Origin of the sequence: Pseudomonas sp. EA_5y_Pfl2_R50 (genome assembly GCF_963970475.1) — a bacterium.
In the GTDB taxonomy this organism is placed as follows: domain Bacteria; phylum Pseudomonadota; class Gammaproteobacteria; order Pseudomonadales; family Pseudomonadaceae; genus Aquipseudomonas.
In genome coordinates this window covers 23,823-35,383 of the sequence record NZ_CAXAPT010000022.1, presented here as the reverse complement: position 1 = coordinate 35,383, position 11,561 = coordinate 23,823, and the positions used below count along the sequence as shown (strand labels likewise).

Annotated in this window: 15 protein-coding genes; 8 read left to right on the top strand and 7 right to left on the bottom strand. The window is 60.7% G+C overall.

Features of this window, described 5'->3' with window-relative positions; genetic code table 11:
* Nucleotides 1–153: 153 nt before the first annotated feature.
* The gene (locus AACY19_RS25870; RefSeq protein ID WP_003222780.1) at nt 154–291 is read left to right on the top strand and encodes a hypothetical protein; all 138 of its coding nucleotides are present in this window, start codon (nt 154–156) and stop codon (nt 289–291) included.
* Between the two features lie 70 nt (nt 292–361).
* The gene (locus AACY19_RS25865) at nt 362–1,327 is read left to right on the top strand and encodes a leucyl aminopeptidase (protein WP_339454377.1); all 966 of its coding nucleotides are present in this window, start codon (nt 362–364) and stop codon (nt 1,325–1,327) included.
* Between the two features lie 197 nt (nt 1,328–1,524).
* Here the strand turns inward: AACY19_RS25865 and rluB are convergent, their stop codons facing one another.
* From rluB to AACY19_RS25835, 6 genes are all read right to left on the bottom strand, one after another.
* A complete protein-coding gene (rluB, locus tag AACY19_RS25860; RefSeq protein WP_339454376.1) occupies nt 1,525–2,736 on the bottom strand; it encodes a 23S rRNA pseudouridine(2605) synthase RluB in 1,212 nt (403 codons plus the stop codon).
* Between the two features lie 154 nt (nt 2,737–2,890).
* Nucleotides 2,891–3,082 (bottom strand): DUF1289 domain-containing protein, encoded by a 192-nt coding sequence (locus AACY19_RS25855; RefSeq protein WP_339454375.1) that lies wholly within the window; start codon nt 3,080–3,082, stop codon nt 2,891–2,893.
* A 57-nt stretch (nt 3,083–3,139) separates the two neighbouring features.
* Complete coding sequence (gene scpB / locus AACY19_RS25850) at nt 3,140–4,123, bottom strand: SMC-Scp complex subunit ScpB (protein WP_339454374.1); 984 nt, start codon at nt 4,121–4,123, stop codon at nt 3,140–3,142.
* Between the two features lie 11 nt (nt 4,124–4,134).
* Nucleotides 4,135–4,833: a segregation and condensation protein A gene (locus AACY19_RS25845; protein ID WP_172828192.1), complete on the bottom strand. Its 699-nt coding sequence runs from the start codon at nt 4,831–4,833 to the stop codon at nt 4,135–4,137.
* A 123-nt stretch (nt 4,834–4,956) separates the two neighbouring features.
* Complete coding sequence (locus AACY19_RS25840; RefSeq protein ID WP_339454373.1) at nt 4,957–5,586, bottom strand: L-threonylcarbamoyladenylate synthase; 630 nt, start codon at nt 5,584–5,586, stop codon at nt 4,957–4,959.
* 13 nt (nt 5,587–5,599) lie between these two features.
* The gene (locus tag AACY19_RS25835; protein ID WP_339454372.1) at nt 5,600–6,463 is read right to left on the bottom strand and encodes a PHP domain-containing protein; all 864 of its coding nucleotides are present in this window, start codon (nt 6,461–6,463) and stop codon (nt 5,600–5,602) included.
* An 87-nt stretch (nt 6,464–6,550) separates the two neighbouring features.
* Between AACY19_RS25835 and AACY19_RS25830 the strand changes: the two genes are divergently transcribed.
* The 6 genes from AACY19_RS25830 (at nt 6,551) to AACY19_RS25805 (ending at nt 10,689) form a co-directional block, all read left to right on the top strand.
* Entirely contained in the window at nt 6,551–7,147 is a 597-nt protein-coding gene (locus tag AACY19_RS25830; protein ID WP_339454371.1) for a septation protein A, read from the top strand.
* Nucleotide 7,148: 1 nt separating this feature from the next.
* Entirely contained in the window at nt 7,149–7,448 is a 300-nt protein-coding gene (locus AACY19_RS25825) for a YciI family protein (RefSeq protein ID WP_339454370.1), read from the top strand.
* A 150-nt stretch (nt 7,449–7,598) separates the two neighbouring features.
* Nucleotides 7,599–8,009 (top strand): translation initiation factor 2, encoded by a 411-nt coding sequence (locus AACY19_RS25820; protein WP_339454369.1) that lies wholly within the window; start codon nt 7,599–7,601, stop codon nt 8,007–8,009.
* A 7-nt stretch (nt 8,010–8,016) separates the two neighbouring features.
* A complete protein-coding gene (locus AACY19_RS25815; RefSeq protein WP_008088822.1) occupies nt 8,017–8,694 on the top strand; it encodes a response regulator transcription factor in 678 nt (225 codons plus the stop codon).
* A gap of 125 nt (nt 8,695–8,819) precedes the next feature.
* Nucleotides 8,820–9,260: a Spy/CpxP family protein refolding chaperone gene (locus AACY19_RS25810; protein WP_339454368.1), complete on the top strand. Its 441-nt coding sequence runs from the start codon at nt 8,820–8,822 to the stop codon at nt 9,258–9,260.
* A gap of 88 nt (nt 9,261–9,348) precedes the next feature.
* Nucleotides 9,349–10,689, top strand: a complete 1,341-nt coding sequence (locus AACY19_RS25805) for a sensor histidine kinase (RefSeq protein WP_339454367.1) — start codon at nt 9,349–9,351, stop codon at nt 10,687–10,689.
* A gap of 246 nt (nt 10,690–10,935) precedes the next feature.
* On the opposite strand, the gene AACY19_RS25800 is transcribed toward AACY19_RS25805, so the two are convergent.
* Nucleotides 10,936–11,502, bottom strand: coding sequence for a nitroreductase family protein (locus tag AACY19_RS25800; RefSeq protein WP_339454366.1), 567 nt, complete (start codon nt 11,500–11,502; stop codon nt 10,936–10,938).
* Between the last annotated feature and the right edge of the window lie 59 nt (nt 11,503–11,561).

Here is an 11,561-nt window from a genome sequence, read left to right as displayed (position 1 = left end):
TTAAATTTTAAATAAATAATATTTTGCATTACAAATCAGCCTGAACTAGGTTTTTCACGTCTTGCCGGCCACCTCGACCGGCCAGTCAGCGCGCTGTTCAAAATTGGGGGCGCGTTGCTTTTACAACCGTGAAAGTCATCTAGGAGATCGACCATGCAAGCATTGGAAAAAGACTTGGATACCGAACTGCAACTGGACGAATGGTTTGAAGCACCGACCCATGAGGCCGCCGTGGAAATGATGCAAGCCGACGCGGTGGTTCCGTTCGGCACGGCGATGTGGCCTCTGTAAGACATCCCCGGGCAGGCACGATCCGGCCGGTCGTGCCTGCCGCTTTTCTTCGGTCAGTCAGGGAGGACACATGGATAAGCCCCGCGCGATCTCGCATTTCCTTTACTACCTCGAACATCACCCCGCCCTCGCCGGCCTCGACTCGGCGAAGGTACTGCTCGGCCACACGGCTGATTACGAAGCACTGGCCGGCGCCATCGCCGAACAGGCCGACGATCATCCATGCTTTACCTTCAGTGCCCGGCGCCTGGACCTGGACAGCACCGCAACGCTGGCCGCGGCGATTGCCGACAGCGATCTGTACATTTTCTTCTACGACTCTTCCACCTTGCCCAACCCGCGCCCCGACGGGCCGGAGTTCGTCCGCGCGCTGCAGGCGGTGATGGCGGAAAACTGGAAGAAGTCGCTGCTGTTCAAGGATTACGGCGATTATTTCTACGACACCTTCAGCGTCACGCCGCAGCGTATTGCCGGGCTCAACAGCCATCTGATCCAGCGCATGTCCCAGGCAACAACGCTGAGCTTCAAGGACGATCAAGGCTCATGGTTCGAAGCGCCCATGAGTAGCATCAAGAAGTGGACCGACATCAACGGCGTCGGCAACTTCGACCTCGCCCCCGGCGAAATCGCCACCCACAGCGAAGCCATCAATGGCCACGTGAAATTCAAGGGCACGTTCCTCAGCACCATTCCGTTTGCGCGCAAGTACGGCGTGCTGGAATCGCCGCTGGAACTGTGGATCGAGAACTCGACCATCAGCCGCATCGCCACGGACGTGCCGGGGCTGGAGCATGATTTCAACAAGTATCTGGACGCCAATCCGTCGAACCGGCGGATTGAAGAGTTGGGGATTGGCACCAATGAAGGTGTGAAGGATTTGTATGCGCGTAATGCCGGGTTTGAGGAGCGGCATTGTGGCTTGCACCTTGGCTTGGGCGGTGGCGCAAAAGGCAGTCATCACCTCGATCTGATCTTTTCGGGTGGAGTGTTGGCGTTGGATGACAAGCCGGTGTTTGACGGGCGCTTTGTGTTCTAGGCGACTGACGCCTTCGCGAGCAGGCTCGCTCCCACAGGGGATTTATGTTCCACGCAATTCCAATGTGGGAGCGAGCCTGCTCGCGAAGAGGCCGAATCAGTCGCTATATAACTTCTGCCAGACGAAAAAAAACGCCAACCCTGAGGTTGGCGTTTCTGCTTCAGCTTGAAGCTTGCCGCTAGAAGCTCACAGCTGCCTTATTCCGGCTTCTTGCGACCAAATCCTGGACGCTGACCAGACCCTGCCGGTGCACCACGACGCTTGCCCGACGGCTTGTCGCCGTCGACCAGCTTGATCCCCGGACGCTTCGGCGCAGGCTTGGCCGGACGCTTGTTGGTGGTGTCCGCTGGACGATCCGCCACTGGCGTACCGCGACCGCCACGCTCGCCACGTTCAGTGCGACCGTTGGCCGGGCGCGGAGCGCGCTCGCCGTCACGGACAACTGGCTTGCGACCTGGACGCTCGCCTTCGATCTGCGGCTCGCGGCTTGGGCGTGGGCCGGTCGGCGCACCAGCAGCAGGACGCAACGTGCGCACGCGCTCGGTCTTGGCCATCGGCCGCGACGACTTGCGCTGCATACGTTCAAGCTTGTCTTTGCTCTTGGCGTTCAGTTGCGGCATTGCCACTGGCGTCAGGCCGACTTCAGCACTGAGGATGTCGACTTCGTACTGGCTCATTTCGCGCCAGCGACCCATCGGCAGGTCGGAGTTGAGGAACACCGGACCGAAACGCACACGCTTCAGACGGCTGACCACCAGCCCCTGGGATTCCCACAGACGACGAACCTCACGGTTACGGCCTTCCATCACCACGCAGTGATACCAGTGGTTGAAGCCTTCGCCGCCCGGTGCCTGCTTGATGTCGGTGAACCTGGCCGGGCCGTCTTCCAGCACCACGCCAGCCTTCAGGCGTTCGATCATTTCGTCGTCGACTTCACCGCGTACACGCACGGCGTATTCACGGTCCATCTCGTAGGACGGGTGCATCAGACGGTTAGCCAGCTCACCGTCAGTGGTGAACATCAGCAAACCGGTGGTGTTGATGTCGAGACGACCGATGTTGATCCAGCGGCCTTCTTTCGGACGCGGCAGCTTGTCGAACACGGTCGGACGGCCTTCCGGGTCGTCACGGGTGCAGATCTCGCCATCGGGTTTGTTGTACATGATCACGCGGCGTACCGATTCGGCCGCCTCTTCGCGCTTGATCACCTTGCCATCAATGGTGATGGCGTCGTGCATGTCGACGCGCAGACCGAGGGTGGCGTCTTTGCCATTGACCTTGATCCGGCCCTGGCTGATCCAGGATTCCACGTCACGGCGCGAGCCGACGCCGATACGGGCGAGGACTTTCTGCAGCTTTTCGCCTGCCGGGCCAATTTCCTGGTCGTCTTTCTGATTGATGTCACTCATCTGGGCACCTCCCGGTGTGGTCTGTTCAGGCGTTCTGAATTGGACGCCTGAAGCGTTGAAATCTGGGCTCTCGACCGAAGGGATCGGCGAAGGGTCGCGAATCATACGCGGATGTGGGCCATCGCGCATCAGAGACTAGCTGATCAATCGACAGTTATTTCTTTTTCCGCCGACCGGCGCCACCGAGTTTGATCAGGCGCAGCGCGGCCTCGGCGAGCACGGTGCGCTTGTCGTCCTTGTCGAGTTTCTTCCAGGCCTTGATTTCGCGCTTGCTGCGACCGCAGCCGAGGCAGATGTCCTCACTGAATTTGCAAACGCTGATGCACGGGTCTTTGGTGGAGCTCATCAGCATCTCCTGACTGTATACAGGTCCAAATGTGGGAGCGGTCTTCTTCAGGGCGGGTCAGTCTTCGAATTCGCGGCGTTCGGCTTCGATGGCTTCGGCCAGGGCGCGGGCTTCGGCCTCTTCTTCGCTCAGCTCGGGTTCGGGCGCGGGTTGTTCGAGGGCAGCGACGGCGGCCAACAGCTTTTCCCGGGCTTCGGCGACGCCGAGAATGTCTTCTTCCGGTTCGGCTTCTGGCTCGGCTTCAAGTTCAACTTCAAGGGTTGGTTCGGCGATCTGTGGCTCAGTCTCGACGCCTGCTTCAACCGTCGGCGTCTCACCGTCAACCGCATCACGCAGCAAGTCGTCGAAGTCGGTCTTGATCCCCTCTTCCATGCTGTCCAGTTCCAGCAACAGCGTGTGGAAACTGGTCTCTGCTTTCTCTTCCTCCGGCTCGGCACTGGCATCGGCCAGGTCCTGCAGACCCTGCGGCACTGGCGCATCGTCGAAATCGAGCACCGGCTCGGCCTCCATCTCGCGCAGTTCGGCCAACGGAGGCAGGTCTTCGAGGTTCTTCAGGTTGAAGTGGTCGAGAAACGCCTTGGTGGTGGCGAACATCGCCGGTTTGCCGGGGACATCACGGTAACCGACCACGCGAATCCACTCGCGCTCAAGCAACGTCTTGACGATGTTGCTGTTCACCGCCACGCCACGCACGTCTTCGATCTCGCCACGGGTGATTGGCTGGCGATAGGCAATCAACGCGATGGTTTCCAGCAAGGCACGGGAGTACCGCTGCGGGCGCTCCTCCCACAGTCGTCCGACCCACGGCGAAAATTTTTCGCGGATCTGCAAGCGGTAGCCCGAAGAGACTTCCTTGAGCTCGAACGCGCGGCCCTCGCAGGACTTGCCCAGCAGCGTCAGGGCCTTCTTGAAAACCGCCGGCTCGGGGCGTTCGCCCTCTTCGAACAGTTCGAACAGGCGTTCAAGGGATTGCGGCTTTCCCGAAGCCAACAGAAAGGCTTCAAGCAGGGGCGCCAGCTCGCGGGGTTCAGTCAGGTTCATGTTTCGACTCGTTATTCGGCTCGGGCTCGCACGTGGATCGCGGCGAACGGCTCATTCTGCACCAGCTCGACCAAGGATTCCTTGACCAGTTCAAGGATCGCCATAAAGGTCACCACCACACCCAGCCTGCCCTCTTCGGCCGTGAACAGCTCGACGAACGGCACGAAACCGCCGCCCTTGAGGCGTTCGAGCACATCGCTCATGCGCTCGCGGGTGGACAATGCCTCGCGGCTGACCTGGTGGCTTTCAAACATGTCGCCACGGCGCAGCACTTCGGCCATGCACATCAAGATCTCTTCCAGCGCGACATCCGGCAACAGCTTGCGCGCACGGGCTTCCGGGGCGTCGAGCTTGGGCACGATCACATCGCGACCGACCCGGCTCAAGCCGTCGATACCTTCAGCCGCAGCCTTGAAGCGCTCGTACTCCTGCAAGCGACGAATCAATTCGGCGCGCGGGTCGTCCTCTTCGTCTTCGACGGTTTCGGCGCGGGGCAGGAGCATGCGCGACTTGATCTCGGCAAGCATCGCCGCCATCACCAGATATTCGGCGGCCAGTTCCAGGCGCACCGACTGCATCAACTCGACATAACCCATGTATTGACGGGTGATTTCCGCCACGGGAATGTCGAGGATGTTGATGTTCTGTTTGCGGATCAGGTACAGCAGCAGGTCGAGCGGGCCTTCAAAGGCTTCAAGAAAGACTTCCAGCGCATCCGGCGGGATGTACAGGTCCAGCGGCATTTCCATGACTGCTTGGCCATAGACCATGGCAAACGGCAGTTCCTGCTGAGCGCCGGCCTGGGGATCGACAACGGTTTCCACTGCGGACATTCAGGCCTCGACCATGAACGGCGCGGGATCGCCACAACCGACGCGGATCACTTCAGGGTCGTCGCCCGTCAGGTCGATCACCGTGGAGGCTTTGATGCCGCCGAAGCCGCCGTCAATGATCAAATCCACCTGATGTTCGAGCAGTTGGCGCATTTCGTATGGATCGCTGAGCGGGTCGTCATCACCGGGCATGATCAGGGTCACGCTCATCAGCGGCTCACCGAGTTCGGCCAGCAATGCCAGCGCAATCGGATGGCTCGGCACACGCAGGCCGATGGTGCGCTTCTTCGGATGCAGCAACAGACGCGGCACTTCGCGGGTGGCGTTGAGAATGAAGGTGTACGGCCCCGGCAGGTGCGCCTTGAGAATGCGGAAGGTGCCGGTGTCGATCTTGGCGTAGTTGCCCAGTTGCGACAGGTCGCTGCAGATCAGCGCGAAGTTGTGCTTTTCGTCCAGCTGACGCAGGCGCCGCACGCGCTCGATCGCGGTCTTGTCGCCGATCTGGCAACCGATGGCATAGGAAGAGTCTGTGGGATAAATCACCACCCCGCCCTTGCGGATGATCTCGACCGCCTGTTTTATCAGGCGCGCTTGCGGGTTTTCCGGATGTATCTGGAAAAATTGACTCACATTCTCTACCTGTTCAGACGGCGGCAATAACTGTGTCATGTTTGAACCGACCCCACAGGGGTGGAAGGTCCTCGGGAACCGGCCGGTACTGGCCGATCTCTGACCAGCCGCCTGGGCCATGGAAGTCACTGCCGGCGCTGACCAGCAGACCGAACTCACGGGCAAGGATTGCCAGGCTGCCCACCTGTTCCGCAGGCTGATGGCCATTGACCACCTCGATTGCATGCCCGCCTGCTTGAATATAGTCGGCAATCAGCTTTCGGCGCTTGCTGCGGGTGAAATCATAGTGACACGGATGCGCCAGGCTGACCCAGGCATTGGCGGCGCGCAGGGTACCGACGGTGTCTTCCAGTGTCGGCCAGTGCAACTTGACGTCACCCAGCTTGCCGGCGCCAAGCCATTTGCGGAATGCCTCGGCGCGATCCTTTACAAAACCCTCACGCACCATCCAGTCGGCGAAATGCGGACGGGCCGGCGCGTTGTCGCTGTCGCCCAGTTCCTGCTGGATCTGCCGGGCGCCGTCGAGGGCACCGGGCATGCCCTTGAGGGCGAGCTTGCGGCTTATTTCTTCCGACCGCAGCCAGCGGCCATCGTGCAATTTGGCAATCGCCTCGACCAACGGTGCGGCGTTGACGTCGAAACCGTAGCCCAACACATGAATCGTCGCGCCGCCCCAGGTGCAGGACAATTCGACGCCGTTGACCAGTTGCATGCCCAATTCGTTGGCGGCCGTGCGCGCTTCGGCGAGGCCTTCGAGGGTGTCGTGGTCGGTCAACGCCAGGACTCGCACGCCGTTTTCGAACGCACGCGCAACCAGAACCGCAGGCGCCAGGGCGCCATCGGAGGCCGTGCTATGGCAGTGCAAATCAACATTCACGGAGAGTTGTAACCTCAAATCAGCCGGCGCTATCGCGCGCCCATATGTTTGTTATTATGCCGCCACATCCAGCTTCTGGCTCTCACTGTGAAACAATTCATCGATTTCATCCCGCTTCTGCTGTTCTTCATCGTTTACAAACTTGATCCACGGGTCGTCGACATCGCTGGCCATGAAGTGACTGTAGGCGGTATTTACAGCGCCACGGCGATGCTGATCATCAGTTCGCTGGTGGTGTACGGCGCGCTCCTCATCAAACAGCGCAAGCTGGAAAAGAGCCAATGGCTGACCCTGATCGCCTGCCTTGTATTCGGCAGCCTGACCCTGGCCTTCCACAGCGAAACCTTCCTGAAATGGAAGGCCCCGGTGGTCAACTGGCTGTTCGCCCTCGCATTCATCGGCAGCCACTTCATCGGTGACCGCCTGCTGATCAAGCGCATCATGGGTCACGCGCTGACCCTGCCTGACCCGGTCTGGACCCGCCTGAACATTGCCTGGATCGCCTTTTTCCTGTTCTGCGGGACTGCCAACCTGTTCGTCGCCTTCACCTTCCAGAGCATCTGGGTGGACTTCAAGGTGTTCGGCAGCCTGGGCTTGACCCTGCTGTTCCTGGTTGGCCAGGGCATTTACCTGTCCCGCCATTTGCACGACGCCGATACCACAACACCAAAAACCGAGGACTGACATGCTCTACGCCATCATTGCCACCGACGTCGCCAACTCGCTGGAAGCGCGACTCGCCGCGCGCCCTGCGCATCTGGAACGCCTGCAAGCGCTCAAGGGCGAAGGCCGCATCGTACTGGCCGGCCCGCACCCGGCCGTCGACAGCAATGATCCGGGCGCAGCGGGTTTCACCGGCAGCCTGATCGTCGCCGAGTTCGATTCGCTGAGCGCGGCGCAAGCGTGGGCTGATGCTGATCCGTACATTGGCGCAGGTGTCTACGCCAATGTGGTCGTGAAGCCGTTCAAACAAGTCCTGCCTTGAAAGTCCCGTGATGAGGGGATTGCTCCCCTCATCGTTCGCGACGCTGCCGCTGAAACTGAACCTTCCTGGTTCCTGCCGCTCTCAATCGCTCATTATTCTCGTTTGCCTGCCGACAACCTGCCCAATATCCATTTGGAAGCAGGTGTCGCAATGCGCAAGGGTTCGTTGTGTCTGATGTTGGTCACGTTGTCGATCATGGCGCCCGCCCATGGTGAAGAAACCACCGAGGGTGGCAACTCCACGCCATTGTCGTTAAGTGCCGGCAGCCAGATCACCGAGTTGCAACAGCGCCTCAAAGCCAGCGAGCAGCAGCGGGAAGAGCTGAACAAACAACTGCAGAATGCCGACAACGCACGCGAAAGCGCCCAGCTCGCCCGGCTGCGCCAGGAGAACCAGCGCCTCAAGCTGCAACTCAAGGAAGCCCAGGCCAGCCCGCTGCCGCGTCTGTTGACCGAACAGCAGCAGTGGTTCGTTACGGGAGCCGGGGTAGCGCTATTGGCGCTGCTCTGCGGTATCTTTGCCAGTGGAGCAAGCCGAAAACGTCGGCAATGGCTAAATTGAGTGAGTCATGAGCGAGCTGTTACTGATTGATGATGACCAGGAGTTGTGCGAACTCCTGAGTAGCTGGCTGAGCCAGGAAGGCTTCCAGGTACGTGCCTGCCACGATGGCCAGAGCGCGCGCAAGGCATTGGCCGAAACCGCGCCGGCAGCGGTGGTGCTGGACGTGATGCTACCGGACGGCAGCGGTCTGGAACTGCTCAAGCAACTGCGCAGCGATCACGCCGACCTGCCGGTGCTGATGCTGTCAGCCCGTGGCGAGCCACTGGACCGTATCCTCGGCCTGGAACTGGGCGCCGATGATTATCTGGCCAAACCTTGCGATCCGCGCGAGCTGACCGCGCGCCTGCGCGCCGTGTTGCGCCGCAGCCATCCGGCGGCGGTGTCGACTCAGCTTGAACTCGGCGACCTGAGTTTCAGCCCGGTGCGCGGCGTGGTCAGCATCGACGAGAAAGAACTGACCCTCACCGTCTCCGAAAGCCGCCTGCTCGAAGCGTTGCTCAAGCAACCCGGCGAGCCACTGGACAAACAGGAACTGGCGCAGCTTGCCCTCGGGCGCAAGCTGACCCTGTACGACCGCAGCCTCGACATGCACGTCAGCAACCTGCGCAAGAAGATCGGCCCGCACCCGGACGGCCGCCCGCGCATCGTCGCCCTGCGCAGTCGTGGTTACTACTACAGCCTGTAGAAAGTGTCAGGTCAGCGCTCTAACGTCTTTACCCAAGCTTTACGTAGCGCTGACCGCCGCTGACCTTGATCTCCGTAATCTGAACTCATCCGGAACGTACCGGGAACGAGACAAGGAGATACACCATGCGCAAGACTCTTATCGCTCTGATGTTCGCTACCGCTCTTCCAACTGTGGCCATGGCCATGCCGCAGGATGGCGGCCCGATGGGCGGCCCGCTTGATGGCCCACGCCACGGTGGTCAGATGCACGGCATGCACGGCAAAGGCCCTTACAGCCAACTCGACCTGTCCCGCGAACAGCGCGAACAGATCCGCAAGATCATGGGCGAGCAGATGCACGAGCGTAAGCAAGTGGTCGACAAGTACCTGGAAAAACTCTCGCCGGCAGACCAGAAAGCCATGAAGGACGAGATAGCGGCCAACCACAAGAAAGCCGAAACCGATGTACGTGCGGTGCTGAAGCCGGATCAACAGAAGAAATTCGACGAGATCCAGAAGAAACAGGCCGAACGCCGCGCTGAATGGGCCGAGTTCAAGGCGTGGAAGGCGCAAAAGGCGCAATAATGTTTTGACCCATGGCCCATCGGCTAAACCCGATGGGCCTGTTGCCACTCAATCCCACATTGGTTTTGTATTGTTTTGAGGATGTTCTGTGCGCTCACTGTTCTGGCGTATTCTCGCGAGCTTCTGGCTGGCCATCGCTCTGGTGGCGGGGCTGTCGATTCTGCTGGGGCACATGCTCAACCAGGACGCGTGGATTCTCAGCCGCCACCCGGGCCTCAGCACCCTGGCCGGCGAATGGACGCAGACCTACGAAGCCCAAGGCGAAGAAGCCGCGCAGAACATCCTCCAACAGCGCAAACGCCAGTATCACATCGACGTTCAAGTGCTCAACGAGAGCGGCGACCCCGTGGTACGCGGCACCTTCCCGCGCCGTGCGGCTGCGTTCGAGGCGCGGCAGAACAACGATGACCGCCGCCTGCCATGGCGGCGTCTGACCGATGAATTCACCAGCGAAAAAACCGGTGACACCTACCTGTTCATCTACCGCATCCCGCACCCGGAGCTCGACGCCTGGCACCGCGAAAGCCTGCTCTGGCCGCTGAGTGCGCTGGGGATCGCGCTGGTGGTGTTGACCCTGTTCAGCCTGCTCGTGACCTTTTCCATCACCCGCCCGCTCAGCCGCCTGCGCGGCGCGGTGCATGATCTGGGGCAGACGACCTATCAGCAGAACAGTCTGGCGAAACTGGCCAATCGTCGCGATGAATTCGGCGTACTCGCTACCGACTTCAACCGCATGGGCGCGCGCCTGCAAAGCCTGATCGGCAGCCAGCGCCAGTTGCTGCGCGATGTCTCCCACGAACTGCGCTCGCCGCTGGCACGATTGCGCATTGCCCTCGCGTTGGCGGAACGGGCCAATCCTGAAGAACGGGAAAAACTCTGGCCGCGCCTGACTCGCGAGTGTGATCGCCTCGAAGCGTTGATCAGTGAAATTCTGGTATTGGCGCGGGTCGATGCCGATAACGCCAGTGCCGAAGACGTGGATTTGAATGCGTTACTCGGCACATTGCAGAAGGATGCGAAGCTTGGGTCGCCCGAGCAGATCGTGCGCCTTGATGCCGAGCCGCAGTTGAACCTGAAAGGCTGGCCGACCATGATCGAGCGCGCTGTCGACAACCTGCTGCGCAACGCTCAGCGCTTCAATCCGGAAGGTCAGGCGATTGAAATGCAAGCGTCGCGTCAGGGCGAAAAAATCATTGTGAGCGTGCGCGACCATGGGCCGGGGGTGCAGGCCGAACATTTGAGCCAGTTGGGCGAGCCGTTTTACCGGGCGCCAGGGCAGACGGCTGCGGGCCATGGCCTGGGCCTGGCGATTGCACGGCGGGCGGCGGAGCGGCATGGCGGGAGCCTGACGCTGGCCAATCATCCGCAGGGCGGGTTTATTGCCAGCCTGGAATTGCCGTTGGTGCCCGGAGCGGTGGTGCAACCCTAAGAGCCACCCTCACCCCAGCCCTCTCCCGGAGGGAGAGGGGGCCGACCGAGGTGTCTGGCGCTATGCATCGACCTGAAAGACCGAGTCGATCATGGATTCTGCATCCGGAATCAACCTTGTATTCGCCTTAAATTGAAGCCGATTACGGATTCAGCAAATGTCGCCCATGTCGGCGCACCTCTACAACATCCCCCCATCAGTCCCCTCTCCCCTTGGGAGAGGGTTAGGGTGAGGGGCTTTTGATCTTCAGGCCTTGGCGGGCCAGGCGCTGACGAACTCGGTCAGGTCGACCTTCTCCGCCACGCGCGGTTCTTTCTGCGGCGTGCCGAGGTACAAGAATGCAATCACCTCTTCACCGTCGGCCAGGCCCAAACCTTGGGCGACATGTTTCGAATACGCCAGATCACCGGTACGCCACACCGCACCAATCCCCTGCGCATACGCCGCCAGCAGAATCCCGTGTGCGGCACAGCCAGCCGCGAGCAATTGCTCGGCCTTCGGATACTTGACGTGCTCCTGCAACCTGGCGATCACCACAACCACCAACGGCGCCCGCAGCGGGCCGTTGCGGGCCTTGTCGATCATTGCTTCAGTGACTTCGCCATCCTGCATTTGTGCAGCCTCGGCCAGCAGCTCGCCCATCTGCTCGCGCGCCGCGCCTTCGACAGTCAGAAAGCGATACGGCTGCAAGTGACCGTGATCCGGCGCGCGCAACGCTGCGCCAAACAGGGCCTCGCGCTGCTCGGCAGTGGGGGCCGGTTCGACCAGACGTGGAACGGAAACACGGTTGAGCAAAGCGTCGAGAGCCTGCATCGGCCACCTCCTGAAAAATAAGTGCGGCTATTCTAGCTTTATCTGCCAAGAGCATGCCG